Source organism: Sphingomonas naphthae, from assembly GCF_028607085.1.
Classification (GTDB): Bacteria; Pseudomonadota; Alphaproteobacteria; order Sphingomonadales; family Sphingomonadaceae; genus Sphingomonas_Q; species Sphingomonas_Q naphthae.
On the sequence record NZ_CP117411.1, the window covers coordinates 1779490 to 1804018 of the forward strand.

Consider the following 24529-nt stretch of genomic DNA (forward strand, 5'->3'; position numbering starts at 1 on the left):
GCGCCCTTAGCGACAGCAAGGATTTTTCCATGGGTTTCCGTAACATCTCGGCCTGGGCGATCCGCAACCCGGTGCCGCCCATCGTCCTGTTCCTCGCCCTGACACTGGCCGGGATCGTGTCCTTCATCCGCATGGACGTGAACCAGAATCCGGAGATCACCTTCCCCGGCGTCGTCGTGATGATCTCGCAGCCGGGCGCCGCGCCGTCCGAGCTGGAGACGCAGGTGTCGCAGATCGTCGAATCTTCCATGCGCAATCTGGAGGGCGTCGACGAGATCCAGACGACCATCAACGAAGGCTCGTCGCAGACCTTCGTGCAATTCTCGATCGAGACGCCGATCGACCGCGCCGTGACCGACGTGCGCGACGCCGTCGCGCAGATCCGGGGCCAGTTGCCCGACGGCATCATCGAGCCGCAGGTCATCCGCGCGCAGGTCAACGGCGGGGCGATCGCCAATTTCTCGATCGAAGCCAACGACATGACGATGGAGCAGCTCAGCTGGTTCGCGTCGAACGTCGTCGCGCGCCGCCTGCTCGGCATCGACGGGATGCAGAAGGTGAACGTCAACGGCGGCGTCAACCGCGAGATCCGCGTGATCCTCGATCCGGCGCGGATGCAGGCGCTTGGCGTCACGGCGGTGCAGGTCAACCAGCAGCTCCGCTCGATCAACGTCAACGCCGCCGGCGGCCGCGCCGAGGTGGGCGGCGCCGAACAGGCGGTGCGCGTGGTGGGCAACGCCAACGACGCCTATGATCTCAGCCAGACGCAGATCACCTTCGGCAACGGCCGCTCGGTCAAGCTGGCGGACATCGCCACCGTGCGCGACCTGTATGGCGAGCAACGATCGATGGCGATCATGAACGGCCGCCCGGTCGTGAGCTTCGGCATCTTCCGCGCGCGCGGCGCGTCCGACGTGTCGGTCTATGACGACACGATCAAGATGCTGGAGAAGATCGAGAAGGACAATCCGAACATCCACTTCGTGAAGCGGTTCAACTCGGTCAAATATACCAAGGACAATTACAAGTCGGCGATCCACGCGATGGTCGAGGGCGCCGTGCTGGCGGTGCTGGTGGTGTTCCTGTTCCTGCGCGACTGGCGCGCGACGATCATCTCGGCGCTCGCGATCCCGCTCTCGGCGATCCCGACCTTCTGGATCATGGACCTGATGGGCTTCACGCTCAACTTCATGACGCTGCTGGCGCTGAGCATGGTGGCGGGCGTGCTGGTCGACGACGCGATCGTGGAGATCGAAAATATCGTGCGCCACATGCGCATGGGCAAATCCGCCTATCAGGCCTCGATCGACGCCGCCGACGAGATCGGCCTGGCGGTGGTGGCGACGACCTTCTCGATCGTCGCGGTTTTCCTGCCGGTCGGCATGATGCCGGGCATCGCCGGGCAGTTCTTCAAGAATTTCGGCTTCACCGTGGTCGTCGCGGTGCTGATGTCGCTGGCCGTCGCCCGCATCGTCACGCCGATGATCGCCGCCTATTTCCTGAAATCCCATGGCGAGGCCACCCACGGCGAGGGCAGGCTGATGGACTGGTACATGGCGGTGCTGCGCTGGACGCTGCACCATGAGAAGAGCGGCCCGCGCCGCTGGTATCGGCTGTGGACCCGCGACAATCGCAAGCTGACGGTGTTCCTGGCGGTGCTGGCGTTCGGCGCGACGATCGTGTCGTTCGCCACCCTGCCCTTCACCTTCCAGCCGCCGCTCAACGTGGACACGAGCCGGATCTCGATCACCATGACGCCGGGCACGACGCTGGCGCAGACCAAGGCCGTCGCCGATCGCGTCGCCGGGATCATGCGTCAGCAGCCCGAGGTGGCGACCGCGATCGAGTTCATCGATGTCGGCAGCGCCACCATTTCGATGACGCTGAAGGAAGACCGGCCGCGCACCAGCATCGAATTCGAGCGCGCGATGGCGCCGCAGCTGGCGGACATCGCCGACGCGCGCGTGACCTTCAACTCGCAGAACGGCGGCGGCGGCTCCAACCGCGACATCTCCGTGATGCTGGCCGGTGACGATCCCGCCAAGCTGCAACAGGCCGCCCTGAAGGTGGTCGAGCAGATGAAGGGCCTGCCCGGCATCCGCACCCCGCGCGTCGAAGGCGATCTGCCGCGCCCGGAGATCACCATCAAGCCACACCTCGATCTGGCCGCCGACCTCGGCGTGACGACGCAGGCGCTCAGCCAGACCATCCGCATCGCGACGCTGGGCGACATCGACCAGAATGTCGCCAAATTCTCGCTGTCCGATCGGCAGATCCCGATCCGGGTGGCGCTGGACGAGAACAGCCGGCGCAATCTGGGGACGATCCAGAATCTGCCGGTGCCGACCTCGTCGGGCGGCACGGTGCCGCTGCGCGTGGTGGCCGATGTCGGCTTCGGCGCGGGCCCGTCGCAGATCGTGCGCTACAATCAGGAACGCCGCGTGATCCTCTCGGCCGATCTCGCCCCCGGCGCGGTCTCGGGCGAGCAGCGCGCCAAGATCCTGAAGCTGCCGGCGATGGACGAGCTGCCGGTCGGCGTCCACTACCAGGCCGCCGGCGAGAGCAAGTGGCAGGCCGAGATGATGCAGAACTTCTTCATCGCCCTGTTCGCCGGCGTGCTGCTGGTGCTGGCGGTGCTGGTGCTGCTGTATCGCCGTGTGATGCCGCCGTTCGTGAACCTGTCGTCGCTGCTGCTGGCGCCGCTGGGCGGCACGCTCGCGCTGCACGTCGCGGGCATGCCGATCTCGCTGCCGGTGCTGATCGGCGTGCTGATGCTGTTCGGCATCGTCGCCAAGAATTCGATCCTGCTGATCGATTTCGCGATCGAGGAGATGCGGCTGGGGCGCGATCCCTATGAATCGATCGTCGACGCCGGGCACAAGCGCGCCCAGCCGATCGTGATGACCACCGTGGCGATGGTCGCCGGCATGATGCCGACGGCGCTGTCGATCGGCGGCGACGGTTCGTGGAACCAGCCGATGGCCGTCACCGTGATCGGCGGCCTGATCCTGTCGACGCTGCTCACCCTGCTGCTGATCCCGGCGGGCTTCAGCCTGGCGGACTCGGTCGAGCGCCGCCTCGGGCCGAAGCTGGGCAAGCTCATCACCACCGGCGACGGCGGGACGGCCGCGCAGACCGGGGGACATGCCCACCCGGCGGAGTGACGACTGGCGAAATCCTCCCCTGCAAGGGGAGGTGGCGGCCCGCAGGGCTGACGGAGGGGTATCGCGCCACCGAGAGCGGGTCACCCCTCCACCATCGCTTGCGCGATGGTCCCCCTCCCCTTGCAGGGGAGGAACTTGGGGCACCCCGAGTGAACCAAATCCCCCGCGCGCACATTATGAGGGGATGGCCCTGCCCTCCCCGATGATTTCCCGCCTTGCCACCCCCCGCCCGCTTGCCGCACGGTCATGCCCATGAGCCTGCTCGCGCGCACCGGCCTCGATCGTTTCAATCCGGCGCAGGGGGGCGTCAGGGGGATGCGGGTCGTCGCGACCGGGCTGCTGATCCTGATGGCGGCGATCTACCTGACGGCCCGCGCGCTGGAGGCGCGGCATCCCGACTGGGGCTATCTGCGCGCCTTCGCCGAGGCGGCGATGGTGGGCGGCATGGCGGACTGGTTCGCGGTGACGGCGCTGTTTCGCCATCCGCTGGGCCTGCCGATCCCGCATACCGCGATCATCCCGCGCAACAAGGACAGGATCGGCGACAGCCTCGCCAGCTTCCTGCGCGGCAATTTCCTCACCCCGCGCGTCGTCTCGCGCCGGATGTACCGGCTGGACGCGGCCGGCGCGATCGGCCGCATCCTCACCTCCCCGCCGAAAGGCACGCGCATCGCCGAGGGCGGATCGAAGCTCGCCGTATCGGTGATCGAGGCGATGGACGACGAGCGCATCGGCCAGATGACGCGCGCCTGGGCGCTGGCCCGGATGAAGGGCTTCCACGTCGCGCCGCTGGCCGGCCAGCTGCTGGAACGCGCCATCGCCGACGGGCGGACCAAGCCGATCATCGACGCGATCGTGATGTGGGCCGGCCGTACGCTCGCCGCCAACGAGGCGATCGTGCGGCAGATGATCCACGACCGGGCGGGATCGATCCTGCGCTGGACGGGGCTCGACGAGACGCTGGCGACGGCGATCCTCAACGGCCTGTTCAAGCTGCTGGGCGAGATGATCGACAATCCCGAACACCCCTTGCGCGGCAAGGCCGAGGAGGGCCTCAGGAAGCTCGCCCACGATCTGCGCCATGACCCGGAGATGCAGGCGCGGGTCGAGCGATGGAAGGAGGAGCTGCTCGCGAACCCGGCCGTGACGGGTTACCTCGACACGCTGTGGGCACAGGCGCGCGAGGCGCTGCTGCGGGCGGCGCGCAACCCCGACACGTTGCTGGGCGGCCGCTTCGGCGAGACGCTGCGCGGTTTGGGCGAAAAACTCCAGGCCGATCCCCGCCTCGCCGCCGGGGTCAACCGCACGGTGCGGCGCGCCACGGTGGGCGCGGTGGCGGCCTATGGCGATTCGATCGTGAAGCTGGTGTCGGACACGATCCGCGGCTGGGACGCGGGCACGGTGACGAGCCGGCTGGAAAATGCGGTGGGCCGCGACCTGCAATATATCCGCATCAACGGGACATTGGTGGGCGGGCTGGTGGGGCTGACGATCCATGTGGTGGATCGGTTGGTGTGAACCGACAGTCAGACCGTTCGTGTCGAGCGAAGTCGAGACACCGCAGCGGATCGACTGGGCACGCCCTTCGACTTCGCTCAGGACGAACGGACGTCAGGCCGCCGGTTCATCATGGCTGTCCGTCTGAAAGCGCCCCACTTGCGGACATAGCCGCAGCAACGCAAACTCTGTTGATGCTAAGACGCGCGTTGCTGTCACCATGGCTTCCATTTGGAGCCGCAATCCTGCTTGTAAGCCTGGGTTTTGCCCTCGAGCCTGAGAGGCTGTGGCTGTTCGGGTTAGCCGGAACAGCGGCCGCTTGGGGTTGCGTCGATCCTATCGTTGGTCTGATTGTTGGCAGCATTTTTGGGAGCCGCGATAAGCACTTGGAGACGCACCTCGATACGATAAACAAGCGTGGACCAAACGACAGCTAACCACCAACCCCGGCCATCCGGGCATCTTGCCAATCGGGGTCAGCCATAAGCTCACAAATTGGTCACGTCGCCGACTTCCGCGCCGCCGCGACCTGCTTGATGAAGCCCCATACTTCCATCGGGAAAGGCGGTTTCTGCTCGCCCTGCCACTCGGGCATCCGATCGTAGAGGTTGGCAGCACCCGCCATCATCGCGGGGGTGGCGACCTGGGTGAAAGGCACGAGCAACGCCTGCCATTCCTCGTACAGCGCTTGCGCCTGTGGGGAGGCGGGATCGAGCGGGAGTTGCGCCGCGATGCGGGTGCCGAGATCGGCCCAGCTGCGGTTATAGGCCTCCGCGTCGAAATTGCCGGGCACGGCGGCCATGCGATCGGCCCATTCGGCTTTCTGTTCGGGGGTGAAGTAGCGGTCGGTGACGGTCTTCCAGTTTTCGGGTTCCATGATGCGATCTCCGGTGCGGATCAGCGAGCAGAGGGTCGCGGCATCGAGCGGCTCGCCACGATCGATGCGGGACTTGGCCGACAGGAGCAGGCGCCGCGCCGAGGCCAGTTCGGCGGCGCGCGCGTCGAGCGCCTGGAGTTGCGCCTCGACCAGAGCGGCGAGGTCGATCGTCTTGTGGGCCAGCAGCCGGCCGATATCGGCGAGGCTGAAGCCGGCCGCCTTGAGCGCGACGATCCGCCCCAGCCGCTCGATATCGTCGGGCGCGTAGAGCCGCCGCCCGCTGGCCGAGCGCAGCGGCCGCACGAGCCCGCGCCCCTCGTAGAAGCGCAGCGCGCGGGCGGTGAGGCCGGTGCGGCGGGCGACGTCGGCGATGTCGAGCGAATCAGGCATGACGCCTGTCTAGCGGTTGACGCTAGGGCAGCTTCAAGCGCCGATTTGCCTGATAGCGCATCACCCCGGCCCAGGCCGGGGTGATGGCACGAATCAGCGGTTGGCCAGCGCCGCCTGCGCCGCCGCCAGCCGGGCGATCGGCACGCGGTAGGGCGAGGCGGACACGTAATCCAACCCGGTCTTTTCGCAGAAGGCGATCGAGGCGGGGTCGCCGCCATGTTCGCCGCAGATGCCCAGCTTGATGCCGGGGCGGGTCTTGCGGCCGCGTTCGGCGGCGATCTCGATCAGTTCGCCGACACCCTCGATATCGAGGCTGACGAACGGATCCTTGGGGTAGATGCCCTTGTCGACATAGACGCCAAGGAAGCGCGCCGCGTCGTCGCGGGAAACGCCCAGCGCGGTCTGCGTCAGATCGTTGGTGCCGAAGGAGAAGAATTCGCCCACCTCGGCGATCTCGCCCGCCTTCAGCGCGGCGCGCGGCAGCTCGATCATGGTGCCGACGAGATAGTCGATGGTGATGCCGCTCTCGGCGAACACCGCCTTGGCGGTATCGTCGATCAGCTTCTTCATCAGCTCCAGCTCGCGCCGGGTGGCGACGAGCGGGACCATTACCTCGGGGATCGGCGCCGCGCCGGTGCGCTTCTCGACGGCGATCGCCGCCTCAAAGATGGCGCGGGCCTGCATCTCGTAGATTTCGGGGTAGGTGACGCCCAGGCGGCAGCCGCGATGGCCCAGCATCGGGTTGAATTCGTGCAGTTCGGCCGCGCGGCGCTTGAGCGCCTCCACGCCGACACCGGCGGCATCGGCCACCTCGGCGAACTCCTCCTCTGCGTGCGGCAGGAACTCATGCAGCGGCGGATCGAGCAGGCGGATCGTCACCGGCAGGCCGGCCATGATCTCGAAGATCATCGCGAAATCGTCGCGCTGTTCGGGCAGCAGCTTTTCGAGCGCGACGCGACGGCCCTTCTCGTCCTCCGCCAGGATCATCTGGCGGACGGCGGTGATGCGCGCGGCATCGAAGAACATATGCTCGGTGCGGCAAAGCCCCACGCCTTCCGCGCCGAACTGGCGGGCGGTCTGGCAATCCTTGGGCGTCTCGGCGTTGGCGCGCACCTTCAGGCGGCGGACCTTGTCGGCCCACACCATCAGCGTGCCGAAATCGCCGGCCAGCTCGGGCTCGATCGTGGCGACCTCGCCGATCATCACTTCGCCGGTGGCGCCATCGATCGTGATGATGTCGCCCTCGCGCACCTCGCGGCTGCCGACGCGGAATACCTTCGCCTTGGCATCGATCGCGAGCGTGCCGACACCCGACACGCAGGGGCGGCCCATGCCGCGCGCCACGACGGCGGCGTGGCTGGTCATGCCGCCGCGCGCCGTGAGGATGCCCTTGGCGGCGTGCATGCCGTGAATGTCCTCAGGCGACGTCTCGGTGCGGACGAGGATGACGGCCTCGCCCAGCTCGGCATGATGCTCGGCCGTGTCGGCGTCGAACACCGCCTTGCCGGACGCGGCGCCCGGCGAGGCGGGAAGCCCCTTGGCGATCACGTCGCGCGGCGCCTTGGGATCGAGCGTGGGGTGGAGCAGCTGGTCCAGCGCCGACGGATCGACGCGGGCGACGGCCTCCTCCTCGGTGATGAGGCCCTCGCTCGCCATGTCCACCGCGATCTTCAGCGCCGCCTTGGCGGTGCGCTTGCCGGATCGCGTCTGGAGCATCCAGAGCTTGCCCTCCTGCACGGTGAATTCGATGTCCTGCATGTCGCGATAATGCGTTTCCAGCAGGTCGAACACGCGCGCCAGCTCGCCATAGACGGCGGGCATCGCCTCTTCCATCGAGGGGGCGGTGGCGCCGGCGCCCTCGCGGGCCGCGAGCGTCAGATATTGCGGCGTGCGGATGCCGGCGACGACGTCCTCGCCTTGGGCATTGATGAGGAATTCGCCATAATAGGCCCGGTCGCCCTTGGACGGATCGCGGGTGAAGGCGACGCCCGTGGCCGAGGTGTCGCCCATGTTGCCGAACACCATCGCCTGCACGTTGACGGCGGTGCCCCAGCTCGCGGGGATGTCGTTCAGGCGGCGATAGACCTTGGCGCGATCGCACTGCCACGATCCGAACACCGCGCCCACCGCGCCCCATAATTGTTCGTGCACGTCCTGCGGGAAGGGCTTGCCCCACTGCTCCTCGACGATCGCCTTGTATTTGGCGACCAGCGTCTTCCAGTCGGCGGCGCCCAGATCGGTATCGAGATTGACGCCCAGATCCTCCTTGGCGATCTCCAGCGCCTCCTCGAACGCGCCATGATCCAGTTCGAGCACGACATCCGAATACATCTGGATGAAGCGGCGATAGCTGTCCCACGCGAACCGCTCGTCACCGGACGCGGCGGCGAGGCCGAGCACCGTCTCGTCGTTGAGGCCGAGGTTGAGGACCGTATCCATCATGCCCGGCATCGAGATGCGCGCACCCGAACGGACCGACACCAGCAAGGGATCGGCCTTGTCGCCGAAAGACTTGGCCGTGATCGCCTCGATATGAGTGATGCCGGCGGCGACCTCGGCGCGCACGCTCTCCGGGAAGGATTGGCCTTCCTCGTAATAGCGGGTGCACATGTCGGTCGAGATGGTGAAGCCCGGCGGCACCGGCAGGCCGATCGACGCCATTTCGGCGAGGTTCGCGCCCTTGCCGCCCAGCAGATTCCTGTCGCCCTTGCCGCCATCGGAGACGCCGCCGCCGAAGCGGTAGACGTAACGCTCCGTGCTGGTCGCCTTGGGGTCCGCCAGGGTCGCGCTCGCCATCATCTACCTCGTTCTATGCTGAAACCGGTTGAATCATTGTGCACCGCAACAGGGGCCAGTTCAAGTTCGGCTCCTGTTTTCCGGTCCAAAGCGGCGCTTCGCGCGCCCGATGCCTTGGCCCGGAAGTTCACGAAGTTCGCATCCTACGCCCTTGTTTCGGCGGGCGACTACCCCTCTATGCGGGAGAAATCGGCCACCTGATGCACCGCCGCCCGCACCCGCGCCAGCAGAGCGAGCCGCGCGGCGCGCTTGGCGGGATCGGCGTCGTTCACCGTCACCTGATCGAAGAAACCGTCGATCGGCGCGCGCAGCGAGGCAAGCGCGGCCATCGCCCCCTCGAAATCCTCGGCGGCGACCGCCGCGGCGGCGCGCGGCTCGGCTGAGTCGATCGCGGACATGAGCGCCGTTTCCGCCTTTTCGGGCGTGTAGGACAGCGTTTTTTGCACGCCAAAGCCCTCTCCCCCTCGGGGAGAGGGTTGGGAGAGGGGCGCGAAGGGCGGCACGCCCTGAGCGTCCGCCCCATCGGCCAGTGCGGGACGCTCACCTCCGGTTCGCGCCCCCTCTCCCCGACCCTCTCCCCGCTGGGGAGAGGGAGATTCCGGCGCTTCCTTCTTCAGGATATTCGTCGCGCGCTTGTAGCCCGCGAGCAGATTGGCCCCATCCTCGGTGCCGACGAACCCCTGCAACGCCTTCACGCGGGCGAGCAACCGGACGAGATCATCCTCCCCACCCAACGCGAACACCGCGTCGATCAGATCGTGGCGAACCCCGGCTTCCTTCTGCTGGACCTTGAGGCGGTCGGCGAAGAAGTCGAGAGCCTCGTCAGCAATCGCGTATAGCTTTTTGGTGTTGCTCGCAGCGCGTTCGATAGCTTTATCGTCTGCTTGGCCACGCAGTTGAGCGTACATATCTGCCGCAACATCGCGTCCCATTCGTATATAGCGGGAAAACTCACCAAACATTTTGTTCGCTTCGAGTGTAGCGTCCTTTGGACGAGCGAATGGCTGACTCCAAGCAGCCTCTACCAAAGATCTGCGAAGATCGAGCGTCAGGTGATTCTCAACAATCAGCCTAATAATCGCGAGAGCTGCGCGCCGCAGCGCAAACGGATCTTTAGAGCCCGTTGGCTTTTCATTGATCGAGAAGAACGCTGCGATTGCATCCAGCTTGTCCGCCAGCGACACCGCCACCGTCACCGGCGCGGTCGGCACCGCGTCACCCTGCCCGACCGGCTTGTAGTGATCGCGGATCGCGTCGGCGACTTGCGGCGCGAGGCCCTCGGCCCGCGCATAATAGCCGCCCATCACGCCCTGAAGCTCGGGGAATTCGCCGACCATGCCGGTGACGAGATCGGCCTTGCATAGCTCGGCCGCCTTCTGGGCCATGTCGGCGAGTTGTTTCTTGTCGTGCTCCTGCGAAGGCAGGAGCCCAGGGTTAGGTTGCGCTTCCCCACCCTGGGCTCCTGCCTTCGCAGGAGCACGGGGTTTCACGATATCGGACTCCACCAGCCACCGCGCCAGCTTCGCCACGCGCTCGACCTTGTCGGCCACCGTGCCCAGCTTCTCGTGGAACACGATCTGCCCCAGCTTCTTCGCGCTCTCCGCGAGCGGAACCTTCAGATCCTGCTCCCAGAAGAATTTCGCGTCCGACAGCCGCGCGGCCAGCACCTTGCGGTTGCCGGCGACGATCGCCTCGCCGCCATCGGCCGCCTCGATATTGGCGGTGCAGATGAAGGTCGGCGCCAGTTCGCCGGCCGCGTCCAGACAGGCGAAATATTTCTGGTTGGTCCGCATGGTGAGCTGGATCACCTCGCGCGGCACCGCCAGGAACGCCGGATCGAAATCGCCCAGCAGCGGCACCGGCCATTCGGTGAGGCCGGCATTCTCGGCCACCAGCCCCTCGTCCGGCGCGACCGTCAGCCCGCGCGCCGCGGCGGCCCTCGCGGCGCCCTCGCGGATGATCGCCTGCCGCTCGGCGGGGTCGAGGATGACGTGGCAGGCGCGCAGCTTGGCGGCATAATCGTCCGCGCCGCCGATGGTGATGATGCCGGGGTGGTGGAAGCGATGCCCCACCGTCTCCGCGCCCGAGGTGACGCCCTCGACCTCGATCGGCACGACATCCTGCCCCAGCAGCGCGACGATGCCCTTCAACGGCCGCACCCAGCGCAGCGACGACGTGCTGGCGGACGCCGCCCCCCAGCGCATCGATTTCGGCCAGGGGAAGCCGCGCACGATCGCGGGCACGGCCTCGGCCAGCACCTCGGCGGTGGCACGGCCCGGCTTCTCGATCACCGCGAACAGCACCCCGCCGCGATCGACGAGCTGGTCGGCGCTGAGCCCGGTCTTGCGCAGGAACCCCTCCAGCGCCTGCGGCGGCGCGCCGGCGCGCGGGCCTTTCAGCTCCTCTCTGACGGCCTGCGTGGCAAGCGGCAACCCGCGCGCGATCAGGGCGAGGCGGCGCGGGGTGGCGTAAGTCTCGAGTCCGGTGGCGGTCAGCCCCGCCTTGCCGATCTCGGCCGCGAACAGCCGCGCCAGATCGGCGCACGCCTTCTCCTGCATCCGCGCGGGAATTTCCTCGGAGAGGAGTTCGAGGAGGAAGTCGGTCATGGCTTGGGGTTCCTCCCCTGCAAGGGGAGGGGGACCAGCCGCAGGCTGGTGGAGGGGTGACCCACCATCGAGAGGGTATCACCCCTCCGTCGCGCTGTCGCGCGCCACCTCCCCTTGCAGGGGAGGATCGAAAGGAGGTTCGTCACCCCGGCGCAGGCCGGGGTCTCGGCAGGCTTGGGGCGACGGGTGTGGCAGCCGCCGGAGGCCCCGGCCTGCGCCGGGGCGACGATATCCGCGCTTACCATCATCCCTCCCACCCGTTATGCGCCATCCACGCGGCGCAACACCCCTTCGTCAGATCGCGCACGCGGCCGATATAGGCCTGCCGCTCCGCGACCGAGATCACGCCGCGCGCCTGGAGGGTGTTGAAGATGTGGCTCGCCTTGATCGCCTGATCGTAGGCCGGCAGCGGCAGCGGCGCCTCCCGATCGAGCAGCGCGCGGCATTCGTCGGCCGCCTGGGTGAATTGCCTGAACAGCACCTCGGTGTTCGCCGCCTCGAAATTATAGGCGGAGAATTGCTTCTCGTTTTCGAGGAACACGTCGCCGTAGCTGACGCCCTCGTCGTTGAAGGCGAGGTCGTAGACGTTGTCGACGCCCTGGATATACATCGCCAGCCGCTCGAGCCCGTAGGTGATCTCGCCCGCGACGGGCTTGCAGTCGAAGCCGCCGACCTGCTGGAAATAGGTGAATTGCGTCACCTCCATGCCGTCGCACCACACTTCCCAGCCGAGGCCCCACGCGCCGAGCGTCGGGCTCTCCCAATCGTCCTCGACGAAGCGGATGTCGTGCTTCAGCGGATCGATGCCGATTTCGGCCAGGCTGCCGAGGTAGAGCGCCTGCAAGTCGGCCGGGCTGGGCTTCAGGATCACCTGATATTGGTAATAATGGCCGAGGCGGTTGGGGTTCTCGCCATAACGCCCATCGGTCGGCCGGCGCGAGGGCTGCACATAGGCCGCCTTCCAGGGCTTCGGGCCGAGGGCGCGCAGCGTGGTGTAGGGGTGGAAGGTGCCAGCGCCCATTTCCATGTCATAGGGTTGCAGGATCACGCAGCCCTGCCGGCTCCAGTACGCATGGAGGGTGAGGATCAGCCCCTGGAAGCTGAGCGGTGCGGCGGGCGCGGTCATGGCCGCCGCCGGTAGCGGGGCGGCGGTGGGGGGGTCAAGGTATTGTGGGGCGGATCAGATCGACGCGATCGGCACGCGCAGCTTCACCTTGTTGAGCTTCCAGCGGAATTTCGCGCGCTGACGGGACGGCTCGTCCACCTCCGGCAGCAGGAACCGGGAGCGGCCGCGTGGGCCGCGTACCACCACGTCCCTTTCGCTCGGCCGCACGTCGGCCAGATCGAAATTCGCAACGTCGCCGCCACTCGCGCCGATGGGCATCGCGCCCGCCATGACACCCATGATCATCGCGGTGAGTGGCATCGGGCGGCATCCTCCGGGCTGGCTATCGCCCGGAAAAAGCCTTCAAAAGCCGCGAAGTTCCGCGATCAATAGCCCATCAGCGCCAGAACCTCTCGGCGCGAGCGTTCGTCGTCGCGGAACACGCCCATCATCCGGCTCGTCGTCATCGCGACGCCCGGCGTGCGGACACCGCGCGCGGTCATGCAGCCGTGGCTCGCCTCGACCACCACCGCCACGCCGAGCGGATGCAGGCCGTTCCAGATGGCGTCGGCCACCTCGGCCGTCAGCCGCTCCTGCACCTGCAAGCGCCGGGCATAGCCGTGCAGCACGCGCGCCAGTTTCGATATGCCGACCACCTTGTCTTTCGGCAGATAGGCGATCGAGGCGGTGCCGAGGATCGGCGCCATGTGATGTTCGCAATGCGACTGGAAGGGGATGCCCTTCAGCAGCACGATCTCGTCATAGCCGCCCACCTCCTCGAAGGTACGGGCAAGGTGGATCTGCGGGTCCTCGCCATAGCCGCTGCAATATTCCTTCCACGCCCGCGCCACGCGCAGCGGCGTATCGACCAGCCCCTCGCGCGTGGGGTCGTCGCCGGTCCAGCGGATCAGCGTGCGGATCGCGTCGGCAACCTCGTCCGGCACGGGGATTTTCGGCGGCGGGGCGACGATGTCGCCGTCGTCGGGCTCGTGATGATCGTGGGTCAATGCCTCGGCCTTCCTCACCGCCATGGGCCGGCGCCGCGCGGCCCTTGCACCGGCGCCGTCATCGGCTACCGCTGGTGCGTTAAATGGCGCTAAGGCGAAGCGCAATGCCGTAGCCCGGATCGGCGGGCGGCGGATCGGGAGAGGCATGTGCCGCAGGCCGACGCAAAGGGAAAGGCGAAAAGGGCCGGCGGCGGCATGTGGACGCCGCTGGCCACACCGCTGTTCCGCCGCATCTGGATCGGCACGCTGCTCTCAAATCTGGGCATGATGATCCAGACGGTGGGCGCCGCGTGGGACATGACCCTGATGACGCCGGCAGCCGACATGGTCGCGCTGGTGCAGACGGCGATGATGCTGCCGATCATGCTGATCGCCGTGCCCGCCGGGGCGATCGCCGACATGCACGATCGTCGCAAGGTCGGCCTCGCCGCGCTGCTGCTGGCCCTCGTCAGCGCGGTCGTCTTTTCGATCGTCAGCTTCGCCGGGTTGATGTCGCCGTGGATGCTGCTGGCCTATTGCTTCATGGTCGGCACCGGTTGGGCGGTGATGAGCCCCGCGCTGCAATCGGCGGTGGGCGAGCAGGTGCCCGCCGCCGTATTGCCGCAGGGCATCGCGCTCAATTCGATCGCGTTCAACATGGCGCGCAGCCTGGGCCCGGCGATCGGCGGCGTGATCGTGGCCACGGCGGGCGCCATCGCGGCTTTCTTCGTCAACGCGCTGATGTATCTGCCGCTGATCGCGGTGCTGCTGCTGTGGCGGCGGGTGCAGAAACCATCACGACTGCCGCCCGAGCGGCTCGGCTGGGCGATCCGATCGGGCGTGCGCTACGCGATCCATACGCCCGCCATCCGCACGATGCTGTCGCGCAGCTTCCTCACCGGTTTCGCGGGCGGTTCTGTGGCGTCGCTGATGCCGCTGATCGCGCGCGATCTGATCGGCGGCGGCGCGCAGGTTTACGGCGTCCTGCTCGGCGCGTTCGGGGTGGGCGCCGTGCTGGGCGGGCTGATGGTCGGCCCCCTCACCCGCCGATTCGACAGCGAGGCGGCGGTGCGCTGGACGACGATCCTGTTCGGTATCGCCGTGGCGATCGTGGCGGTCAGCGGGAATATGGCGGTGAGCGCGCTCGCGCTGATCGTGGCTGGGGCGATGTGGATCGCGCCGGTCACCATCTTCAACATCGGTGTGCAGCTTTCGGCGCCACGCTGGGTGTCGGGGCGGACGCTGGCGGCGTTCCAGGCGTCGGTGTGCGGCGGCATCGCCATCGGCAGCTGGGCCTGGGGCCATGTCGCGGAGGAAGGTGGCGTGCGGCTGGCGCTGCTCTGCTCGGCGGGTGCGCTGGGCCTCACCGCCCTTGTCGGCCGCCTCCTGCCGATGCCCGACCTTCAGCATGGCGACAAGGAAACGGTCGTTCTCGACGATCCCGAGATCGCGCTGGCCATCACCGGCCGCTCCGGGCCGATCCTTGTCGAGGTGGAGTATCGCGTGCGGGCCGATCAGGCGCGCGCGTTTTACGATGCGATGCAGGCGCTTCGCCGCATCCGCCAGCGGAACGGCGCGGTCGATTGGCAGGTCGCCCGCGATCTGGCCGACGATCAGCTGTGGATCGAGCGTTACAATTGCCCGACATGGCATGATTATCTGCGCCAGCGCAGCCGCATGACGGCCGCCGACGTCGCCGTCACCGACCACGCCATTTCCTTCCACATCGGAGACGATGTCCGGCGCGTGCGCCGGCTGCTCGATCGACCGTTCGGTTCGGTCCGCTGGCGCGATGACACGCCCGATCCCGGCACGCCCGCCGTGTTACCCGCAGCCGGCGGCACAGGCGCGGCGTGACCAAGTCCTCCCCGCGCGCCGCTTTCCTGGCCCTCACCATCGCCGGCGTTTTCTGGGGTCTCGGCTTCCCGCTCGGCAAGCTGGCGCTGCGCGAGATCGCGCCGCCGCACATGGTGCTGCTGCGCTTCGCAGTGGCGGCGCTGGTGGCCCTGCCCTTCGCCATCCGCACGCCGGCGATGCGCGCGATGTTCCGATCCGGGCCGGTGCTGGCGGCGGGCATCCTCTACGGCATCGCCTTCCTCGTCCAGTTCGAGGGGCTGGCGCGGGTGTCGGTGACGCTGGCGGCGCTTCTGGTCGGCGCGATGCCCGCGCTGATCGCCATCAGCGCGCGGATCATGGGCGAGCGGGTGACCCGCCTGTCGTGGGCCGGGGTCGCCGCCTCGACGCTCGGCGCCGGGCTGATCGCGGGCAAGCCGGGCGGCGCGGGATCGGTGCTGGGCGTGATCCTGTCGCTCGCCTCGCTGCTGATCTTCCTCGCCTGGCTGATCGTGCTGCGCCGCGCGCCGAAGGGGCCGTCCAGCCTCACCATTCCCGCCGTCACCGTGATCGTCGCCGGGTTGACGGTGCTGCCGATCGCGGTGGCGATGCACGGTTTGCCCCCGCTCGCGCTCAGCGCCGGGGCGTGGGCCGGGATCGTCGGCCAGGGCATCCTCTCCACCTTCCTCGCCACCGCCGCCTGGGCCTATGGCGCGTCGCGGGTCGATGCGGCGAGCGCGGGCGTGTTCATCAATATCGAGCCGCTGATGGGCGCGATCCTGGGCGTGGCGCTGTTCGGCGACCGTCTGACGGCGGCGCTGGCGATCGGCGGCCTGCTGATCCTGATCGGCAGCCTCGCCGTGGTGCGCGGCGAGAAGGGCGAACCGACACCGCCATCGCCAGCCTGAGCGGGCACGTCCTCTCACTCTCCGTTCGCCCTGAGCATAGTCGAAGGGCGTGCGATGGAACGTGGCGCGTGGGGCATGTCCTTCGACCATGCTCAGGACGAGCGGTTCGAGTTCTCGGGAGCCAATTCGCCGCCATGGCGTTGACCCCGCGATGCGGAGGCGAAACGATCATGCAGAGCGAACCGCCGCGCCCTGACGGCTTCGAGCGCGGCGACGGTGCTTCCTCGCGCGCGGTGGCGAGCGAGATGGAGCGTCTGTTCGCCGGCCTGCCCACGCCCGAACCCGAAGCGCCCGCCGATCCGACGCCCCCCCTGCCCGCGCCGCCCGCAAGACGCGGCCGCCGGCTGACGCTGGCGCTCGTCACCGGCGCGATCGCCGCCGTCGCCGCCACGCTCGCCACCAACGCGCGTCTCGGCGAGCGGCTGACGCCCGCCCCCCGTCAACCAGCCGTCGCCGCCCGGCCAGCCCCGCCCCCGCCCGCCGCCGAACCGCCACGGATGAAGGTCGTCGATGCCGAGGCGATCGCGGCCGAGCCGATCGAAAAACCCGCACCCGCCAAGCCGGTGTCCAAACCCCGCATCGCGACCAGCACCCCAGAGCGCGACACGCCCCGCACCCTCTACCGCCCCGCCCCCAGCGCCGACTGTGCCAGGCTCGACCGGCGCGAGCGGGCGTGGTGCCTGCATCCCGAGATCCTCGCCGCCGATCGCCGCCTGCGCGACGCCTATTCCGCCGCCGAGCGCGCCGGCGTGCCCGCCGACAAGTTGCGCCGGGATCGCCGCGAATGGGATCGCCTCCGCCGCCTCTCCGACGACGATCCCGCCCGCCTGCTCGCCGGCTATGAGGCGCTGGCCGAGGATCTGCGCTGGTACGCCCGCCAATGACGCCGCCGCCTGCCCTCGAAACCGATCGCACGGTCGATGGGAAGATCGTCTACGCCGTCGGCGACATCCACGGCCGCTACGATCTGCTGCGCCAGATGCTCGGCCTCATCGTCGAGGATTACGGCACGCAGGCGCGCGGGCGGCGGCTGACGCTCATCCTGTGCGGCGACTATATCGATCGCGGGCCGGAGAGCGCCGACGTGCTGGAGGCGCTCGTCTGGCTCACCCGCCGGCCGGAATTTCACGTCCGGCTGCTCAAGGGCAATCACGAACAGGGCCTGCTCGACTTCCTCGACCGGCCCGAGGACGGCGGCCCATGGCTGCGCTACGGCGGCACCCGCACCCTCGCCTCCTACCGCATCGATCCCCCCGCCCCCGACGCGAAGGCCGCCAAGCTGGTGAAGGCGCGGGATGCCTTGCTCGATCGGATGCCGGCCTCCCACCTCCATCTGCTAGGCGCGCTCGAACTGTCGGTCACGATCGGCGACTATCTGTTCGTCCATGCCGGCATCCGCCCCGGCGTGGCGCTGGCCGATCAGGCCGAGGACGATCTCCTCTGGATTCGCGACGAGTTCCTCGAAAAGGACATGCGCCACGACCATTTCGTGATCCACGGCCACAGCTGGATCGACGACCAGCCCAGCATCCGCCCCCACCGCATCGGCATCGACACCGGCGCCTACGCCACCGGCGTGCTGACGGCGGTGCGGCTGGAGGATGGCTCGGCGACGATCCTCCGCGCGGCGGGCACGCCCGATCCGGCGGCGGATGATCGGCACGGGGCGGAGGCGGCGGAAGGCTGAGCCCTCACCCCTGACGGGCCGTTCGTGCTGAGCGAAGTCGAAGCACGGGAAACGAAGCGCAGCGTTTGGGGCACGTCCTTCGACTTCGCTCAGGACGAACGGGTTTACGGGGCGCGATGCCCCTCAGCTCGCCCGATACTCCCCCTGCCGCGCCAGCATCCAGCCGGGATATTCCGGCGCCAGCTTCGTCACCGCATCGATCGCCGCCAGTTCGGCGGCCGACAAGGTCACCCCCGTCGCCGCGATATTGTCGGTCAGCTGGTCCACTTTCTTCGCACCGACGATCACGCTGGTAACCGCTTTCTGGTGGAGCAGCCACGCCAGCGCGATGCGCGCCACCGATGCGCCATGGGCGTGCGCGATCGGGCGCATCACGTCGATCGCGGCATAGCCCCGTTCGCGATCGACCGGCGGGAAATCGAAGGTGGCGCGGCGGCCGTCGCCCGCCGCCTCGTCGCGCCGGTCATATTTGCCCGACAGCAGCCCGCCGGCGAGCGGGCTCCACACCATCAGCCCGACCCCCTCGCTCTCCAGCATCGGCACGATCTCCCGCTCCAGATCGCGTCCGGCGACGGTGTAATAGGCCTGGAGGCTGGCGAAGCGGGCAAGGCCCAGCCGCTCGGAAATGCCCAGCGCCTTGGCGATCTGCCACGCCGCCCAGTTCGACACGCCGATGTAGCGCACCCGCCCCTGCCGCACGAGGATGTCGAGCGCGGCCAGCGTTTCCTCGATCGGCGTGACCGGATCGAAGCCGTGGATCTGATAGAGATCGACATGGTCGAGCTGGAGCCGCTTGAGGCTCGCCTCGATCCCGGCGAGGATATGGTAACGCGAGGCGCCCGTGGCGTTCGGCCCCGGCCCGGTCGGCCCGAGCACCTTGGTCGCCACCACCACCTCGTCGCGCCGCACGCCGAGATTGCGGAGCGCTTGCCCGGTCATCTCTTCCGATCGGCCGACCGAATAGACGTCCGCCGTGTCGATGAAGTTCATGCCCGCATCCAGCGCCGTCCTGACGAGCGCATCGACGGCATCCTGCTCCAGCCGGCCGATCTGCCCCCAGAACCCCTCGTCACCGCCACCGAAGGTCATCGTGCCGAGGCACAGTTCGGACACGAGCAGGCCGGTTCGGCCGAGGCGATTGTAGCGCATCGATGGCTCCCGCTGGGGCCGGATCACGGGGGCGACCCGGAATTGCCCGGCCCATCTGGGTTCCGTACCGATCGTTACAACCCCGGATCGCCGATCCCCGTCGCTTTTGCGCGGCCAAGCGAGACTGCGCCCGGCCGATAGTTTTTCCATGTTTGCGCCGGCGGGCAACGCCCGTAGCAATCTCTACCAGAACAGTAAGAAAAAGCGCCGCGACTGGATTCGTCTCTAACGGGCCGAAAAAGGATCGTGGACTAGGGGATCGAAAACCGCGTCCGTTCGGACGGCGGACCACATTCCCGGCGCGCGCCTCTTTTCTCTGCCGTTTTAATAGAGATATACAGTGGAGGTCCCCCCGATGTTTGCTCCATTCCGTCGCCAGACGCCTCGCCGCGCCCTGTGGGTGGCCCTTGCCGGCACCAGCCTGCTCGCGCTCCCCGCTACCGCCTACGCCGCCGACGCGCCCGCCGAGGCGGAAGCCGAACAGGCCCAGCCATCGGGCGGACACGACATCGTCATCACCGCGCGCCGCCGCGAGGAGAATATCCAGAACGTGCCGATCGCCGTGTCGGTGGTGAGCGCGGCGACGCTCGACGCGCAGGGCACCTACAATATCTCGCGCCTGACGCAGCTCACGCCGACCCTGCAATTCTATTCGCAGAATCCGCGCAACACCTTCGTCAACATTCGCGGCATCGGCGCGCCGTTCGGCCTCACCAACGACGGCTTCGAACAGGGCGTCGGCGTCTATATCGACGATGTCTATTACAACCGCATCGCCTCGGCGACGCTCGACTTCGTCGATGTCGAGCGGATCGAGACGCTGCGCGGGCCGCAGGGCACGCTGTACGGCAAGAACACCACGGCCGGCGCGATCAACATCACCACCCGCGCGCCGAGCTTCGATTTCGAGGGCAAGGCCGAGGTGACCCTGGGCAACCTCAACTTCAAGCAGGGCAAGGCGTCGGTCTCCGGCCCGCTCTCCGACACGCTCGCCGCCCGCATCAGCGTGACGACCACCGACCGTCGCGGCACGCTCTACAACACGACCACCAGCAGCTACATCCAGTCGCAGGACAGCGTGGGCGTGCGCGGATCGCTGTTGTGGAAGCCGAGCGAGGATCTGCGCGTCACCCTTTCGGGCGACTGGGCCCTTCAGGATCCGAATTGCTGCGCCTTCGCCTACGGCAGCTACGGCCCCACCCAGCGCGCCGCCAACCGCCAGTATCCGGCGCTCGTCTCCTATTTCCCCGGCTATACGGTGCCCAGCACCAATCCCTATGACCGGGTGACCGACGCAGACGCCGCGCTCGCCGCCCGCAACGAGATCGGCGGCCTCTCGGCGCGCGCCGTGTGGGATGTCAGCGACAGCAACACGATCACCTCGATCAGCGCATGGCGCTTCTGGGACTGGAGCCCCGCCAACGACCGCGACTACACCGGCCTGCCGATCTACACCAAGGTCAACAACCCCACGAAGCAGAACCAGTACTCGCAGGAATTCCGCTTCAACCACGAGGGCAACGGCTTCGATTTCGTCGCCGGCCTGTTCGGTTTCTATCAGGAAATCCGCACCAGCGGCATCCAGCAGACCGGCACCGCCGCCAGCAAGTGGCTGCTCGCCCCGACCAGCGCCTTGTCGAACAATCCGGCGGTGCTGAACAATGTCGTCGCGATCAACGACATCCGGCTCGATAACACCAGTCTCGCCGCCTACGCCAAGGTGAATTGGGAGCTGACCGACCGCTTCACCGTCTCGCCCGGCATCCGCGTCAATTACGACAAGAAGAAGGGCCTGTACGATTCGGTCGTCACCGGCACCGCGTCGGACGGGACGCGGCAGATCGTGTCGCCGGTCCCCGGCTCGCCTTATTACAACGACGCCTGGATCGCGGCGCAGCGCGGCGTTCAGGCCTCGCAATTCTTCGAGCCGAGCTTCAGCGCGTGGAACCTCTCCTACGACGTCAACCTGCGCTATCAGGCGACGCGCGACATCAATTTCTACGCGACCTATGCGCGCTCCTTCAAGACGGGCGGCATCAACCTGAATGGCGTGCCGGCCGACAATAACGGCGCCCCGATCCAGGCCGCCGCGACGATCAAGCCCGAAAAGGTCAATCACTTCGAGGTCGGCATCAAGACGCAATTCTGGGATCGCCGCGCGACCTTCAACCTGACCGGTTTCTGGACCGACATCCGCGATTTCCAGGCCAATGTGAGCAACGGCCAGTTCGGCACGGTGCGCGGCTATCTCGCCAATGCCGAGAAGGTCCGCACGCGCGGCATCGAGACCGATTTCTCGATCCGCCCGACCGAACGCTTCAACGCCTACGTCAGCGGTGCCTATACCGACGCCAAATATGTGAGCTTCTGCGACGCGCCGCCGCCGCCGGAATTGTCGGGCGGCAATACCCTGCCCGCCACCGGCGCCTGCACCTACAGCGGCACGGTCAGCGCGCCGGGCACGCCGGGCGGCAACAGCCCGCCGTTCGTCGATGCCTCCGGCCAGGTTCTGCCGGGCGTGTCGAAATGGGCCTTCTCCTGGGGTGGCGAGGCCAATGTGCCGGGCAAATTGTTCGGCGAGGACGGCCAATTCTATCTGGGCTACGACGCCAGCTTCCGTTCGGACTGGTCGTCCAACCCAACGCCCTCGATCTACACCAACGTCAACGGCTATTTGATCCACAACTTCCGCACCGGCTTCCGCACCGGCCGGTTCGATGTGTTCGCGTGGGTCCGCAACGCCTTCGATCGCAACTATATCGATCTGCTGCTCGCCGGCACCGGCGGCAACACCGGCCTGATCGCGGCGCAGACCGGCGATCCGCGCACCTGGGGCGGCACGGTGAAATTCTCGTTCTGATCGAGATCGTCTCGGAACACAAAAAAATGGCGGGCGCCGGGGGGATGGCGCCCGCCACAGGTCTCGACCGGTTCCGCCCTTATTGGGCGGTGGCGGTGAGGACGTACGGCTCGTTGCTGGCCAGTTCCGAACGCGGGCCGTGCCGCTCGGCGTCGAGCGCGCGGACCATTTCCTGTTCGTCCAGCGCGGTGCGGGCGAAGTAGATCCACATCTGCACCGGCCGGTCGGCGCGCAGCGTGGACGGCATCGGCGACAGCGTGTCCAGCTGTGCCACGGCCTTCAGCGCGGCGCGATCGAGATCGGCCTTGTTCGAGCTTTCGACGATGGCGACGTTGGTCGGGGTGCCGGCGGCCGTCGGCACGAACTGCACCTTCACGACGCCCTGATGATAATCCTGCTTGAACGGGCGCGGATATTTCAGCTTGGTGCCGAGATCCTCGGTCACGCGGTTGGACCAGTTGGTGATGGTCTCCCGCTTGGAAACGTCGATCGTCTCGACGGTAGGGTCATTACTCTGGCCGGCGGCGACGGCCGCCCCGGCCAGCATGGTCGTGGACGCGATCGCCAGCGCCCAACCCAGATTACGCATCTCATTCTCCTACGAACTCTCGCCTTCTTCGGCATCGGCGACCGGGCAATGATATAATATATCTTTTCGCCCGTTCAACCCCTGCCGCGAGGCCTGTCCGCTGCGCTAGGCCTGTCACAACCGCCACGCAACGGGCCGGTAGAGCGAGTTTTTCGATCAATTGTTCCCGATGCGCGGCGAAAAATTATCGTCCATTTTTCCGCAGTTGCGCGCGGTTTTTCGCGGAAACGTCACAATGGCTGCTATAGCCGTCGCTCCCTTTCGCGGTGCAGCAAGGCCCATGACGATCGATCGCCGAACCCTGCTGAACCTCGCCGCGCTGCCCCTGGTGGCGGGCGCGGCACGCGCCTTCGCCGCCGCCCCCGCATCGTGCGACGAAGCCTATTGGCGAGGTGTGGCGGCGCATTACGATCGGCCCGACGATGCCATTCAGCTGGAGAATGGAAACTGGGGCGCGATGGCGCGACCGGTATTGGAAACCTATCAGTCGATGATCGCGCGGGTGAACCGCGACACCAGTTATTATGCGCGGCGCAGCATGGGGCCGGACATGCGTGCGATGCACCAGAAACTGGCGGGCGCGATGGGGGTCGAGCCCGAGGAACTGGTCCTCACGCGCAACGCGACCGAGGCGCTGATGGCGCTCATCACCGGATACAATCGGCTGAAAGCGGGCGATTCGGTGCTGTATGCCGACCTCGACTATGATTCGATGCAGGCGGGGTTCGACTCGCTGGCGGCGCGGCGCGGTGTGCAGGTGGTGCGGATCACCCTGCCCGAACCCGCCACGCGGGCCGCTCTGATCGAGGCCTATGCCGCCGCCTTCGCCGCCAACACGCGTTTGCGACTGGTGCTGCTCACCCATGTCAGCCACCGCACCGGGCTGGTGCTGCCCGTCGCCGAGATCGCGGCGCTGGCGCGGGCCAGGGGCATCGACTGCATCGTCGACGCGGCGCACAGCTTCGGCCAGATCGATTACCGCCTGCCCGATCTGGGCGCGGACTTCATCGGGGTGAACGTCCACAAATGGGTCGGCGCGCCGCTGGGCGTGGGGGCGATGATCATCCGCAAGGGCCGGGTCGATGCGATCGACCGCGCCCCCGCCGAGCCCGAGGACGCCACCGGCGCGAAATCGCGGGTCCACACCGGCACGGTCGATTTCGCGGCACTGTTGACGGTGCCCGCCGCGCTCGATTTCCAGGCGTCGATCGGCGCGGCGGCGCGCGAGGCGCGGCTGCGGGCGCTGCGCGATCGCTGGGTGACGGCGGTGCGCGACGTGGACGGGCTGGACATCCTCACGCCCGACGATCCCACGCTCCACTGCGCGATCACCTCCTTCCGCATCCGGGGGCGGACATCGGTTGCGGACAATATGGCGGTGGCGCAGCATCTGCTCGACAGGCACCGCATCTTCACCGTCCACCGCACCGGCCCGGCCAAAGGGGCCTGCGTGCGGGTCACCCCGGCGCTGATGAACGACATGGCCGAGGTGGATCGCTTCGCCGTCGCGCTGCGCGAGACAGTGGCCGCGTTCAGGGCCTGAACGGCCGCGACACATAGCGCGAGCCCGCCAGCCCGAAGCGCCACGGCTGCTCGACCGCCTTGCTGATGCCGATGCGCGGGCCGGTGAGGATATCGGCAGGCCCATCGGCGGGGATCAGCGCGAAGGGCGGCGCCTCCAGCGGCGCGCCATCGAGCGCGGCGGTGATGCCCAGCGCCTGCGCCAGCTTGCCGGGGCCGCTGCACAGCAGCCGGGGGTCGCCCGTGCCGCGCCGTTCGGCCATGCGATCGAGGCCATGGGTCGGCTCCAGCGCGCGGATCAGCACGGCGCCGCCGGGCGCCTCGCCGCCGACGATGTTGAGGCACCAGTGCAGCCCGTAGATGCGATAGACATAGGCATGGCCGACCGGCCCGAACATCGCGGCGGTGCGGGCGCGGGGGCCGGCGAAGCTGTGCGAGGCGGGATCGTCGGCGCGGTAGGCCTCGGTCTCGACGATGATCCCGCCGACGCCGTCGAGCAGCAGGGTCGCGCCGATGAGGTCGCGGGCGAGATCGACGATCGGGCGGTTGTAATCGATCATG

17 protein-coding genes are annotated in these 24529 nt (G+C 67.7%); 8 read left to right on the plus strand and 9 right to left on the minus strand.

Annotated features, from left to right (window positions below):
• Positions 1-29: 29 nt before the first annotated feature.
• Positions 30-3164 carry an efflux RND transporter permease subunit gene (locus PQ455_RS08440; protein WP_273690901.1) on the plus strand — a complete coding sequence of 1045 codons (3135 nt, stop codon included), beginning with the start codon at positions 30-32 and terminating at the stop codon, positions 3162-3164.
• Between the two features lie 252 nt (positions 3165-3416).
• On the plus strand, positions 3417-4682 hold the full coding sequence (locus tag PQ455_RS08445; RefSeq protein WP_273690904.1) for a DUF445 domain-containing protein: 1266 nt from the start codon (positions 3417-3419) through the stop codon (positions 4680-4682).
• 478 nt (positions 4683-5160) lie between these two features.
• Here the strand turns inward: PQ455_RS08445 and PQ455_RS08450 are convergent, their stop codons facing one another.
• From PQ455_RS08450 to folE, 6 genes are all read right to left on the minus strand, one after another.
• Complete coding sequence (locus PQ455_RS08450) at positions 5161-5928, minus strand: MerR family transcriptional regulator (RefSeq protein ID WP_273690906.1); 768 nt, start codon at positions 5926-5928, stop codon at positions 5161-5163.
• Between the two features lie 93 nt (positions 5929-6021).
• A complete protein-coding gene (gene ppdK, locus PQ455_RS08455) occupies positions 6022-8724 on the minus strand; it encodes a pyruvate, phosphate dikinase (protein WP_273690908.1) in 2703 nt (900 codons plus the stop codon).
• A gap of 167 nt (positions 8725-8891) precedes the next feature.
• A complete protein-coding gene (glyS, locus tag PQ455_RS08460) occupies positions 8892-11330 on the minus strand; it encodes a glycine--tRNA ligase subunit beta (protein WP_273690911.1) in 2439 nt (812 codons plus the stop codon).
• A gap of 244 nt (positions 11331-11574) precedes the next feature.
• The gene (locus PQ455_RS08465; protein ID WP_273690914.1) at positions 11575-12456 is read right to left on the minus strand and encodes a glycine--tRNA ligase subunit alpha; all 882 of its coding nucleotides are present in this window, start codon (positions 12454-12456) and stop codon (positions 11575-11577) included.
• 54 nt (positions 12457-12510) lie between these two features.
• Positions 12511-12756, minus strand: a complete 246-nt coding sequence (locus tag PQ455_RS08470; RefSeq protein WP_273690917.1) for a hypothetical protein — start codon at positions 12754-12756, stop codon at positions 12511-12513.
• 65 nt (positions 12757-12821) lie between these two features.
• Entirely contained in the window at positions 12822-13466 is a 645-nt protein-coding gene (gene folE, locus PQ455_RS08475; RefSeq protein WP_273690920.1) for a GTP cyclohydrolase I FolE, read from the minus strand.
• 123 nt (positions 13467-13589) lie between these two features.
• Here folE and PQ455_RS08480 point away from each other — a divergent pair, with 123 nt between their 5' ends.
• The 4 genes from PQ455_RS08480 (at position 13590) to PQ455_RS08495 (ending at position 17849) form a co-directional block, all read left to right on the plus strand.
• A complete protein-coding gene (locus PQ455_RS08480) occupies positions 13590-15278 on the plus strand; it encodes an MFS transporter (protein WP_273690923.1) in 1689 nt (562 codons plus the stop codon).
• Positions 15275-16162, plus strand: a complete 888-nt coding sequence (locus tag PQ455_RS08485; RefSeq protein ID WP_273690924.1) for a DMT family transporter — start codon at positions 15275-15277, stop codon at positions 16160-16162. The genes PQ455_RS08480 and PQ455_RS08485 overlap by 4 nt, the downstream gene beginning before the upstream one ends.
• A 170-nt stretch (positions 16163-16332) precedes the next feature.
• Complete coding sequence (locus tag PQ455_RS08490; RefSeq protein ID WP_273690926.1) at positions 16333-17046, plus strand: hypothetical protein; 714 nt, start codon at positions 16333-16335, stop codon at positions 17044-17046.
• The gene (locus PQ455_RS08495) at positions 17043-17849 is read left to right on the plus strand and encodes a metallophosphoesterase family protein (RefSeq protein WP_273690928.1); all 807 of its coding nucleotides are present in this window, start codon (positions 17043-17045) and stop codon (positions 17847-17849) included. The genes PQ455_RS08490 and PQ455_RS08495 overlap by 4 nt, the downstream gene beginning before the upstream one ends.
• A gap of 123 nt (positions 17850-17972) precedes the next feature.
• Here PQ455_RS08495 and PQ455_RS08500 read toward each other — a convergent pair whose 3' ends face one another.
• The gene (locus tag PQ455_RS08500; RefSeq protein ID WP_273690930.1) at positions 17973-18998 is read right to left on the minus strand and encodes an aldo/keto reductase; all 1026 of its coding nucleotides are present in this window, start codon (positions 18996-18998) and stop codon (positions 17973-17975) included.
• 355 nt (positions 18999-19353) lie between these two features.
• On the opposite strand from PQ455_RS08500, the gene PQ455_RS08505 reads away from it, so the two are divergent.
• The gene (locus PQ455_RS08505; RefSeq protein ID WP_273690934.1) at positions 19354-21858 is read left to right on the plus strand and encodes a TonB-dependent receptor; all 2505 of its coding nucleotides are present in this window, start codon (positions 19354-19356) and stop codon (positions 21856-21858) included.
• 79 nt (positions 21859-21937) lie between these two features.
• Here the strand turns inward: PQ455_RS08505 and PQ455_RS08510 are convergent, their stop codons facing one another.
• Entirely contained in the window at positions 21938-22447 is a 510-nt protein-coding gene (locus PQ455_RS08510; RefSeq protein WP_273690937.1) for an energy transducer TonB family protein, read from the minus strand.
• 280 nt (positions 22448-22727) lie between these two features.
• Here PQ455_RS08510 and PQ455_RS08515 point away from each other — a divergent pair, with 280 nt between their 5' ends.
• Complete coding sequence (locus PQ455_RS08515; protein ID WP_273690940.1) at positions 22728-23990, plus strand: aminotransferase class V-fold PLP-dependent enzyme; 1263 nt, start codon at positions 22728-22730, stop codon at positions 23988-23990.
• Here PQ455_RS08515 and PQ455_RS08520 read toward each other — a convergent pair.
• Positions 23980-24528, minus strand: a complete 549-nt coding sequence (locus tag PQ455_RS08520) for a DNA-3-methyladenine glycosylase (RefSeq protein WP_273690942.1) — start codon at positions 24526-24528, stop codon at positions 23980-23982. The genes PQ455_RS08515 and PQ455_RS08520 overlap by 11 nt on opposite strands.
• Position 24529 lies beyond the last annotated feature (1 nt).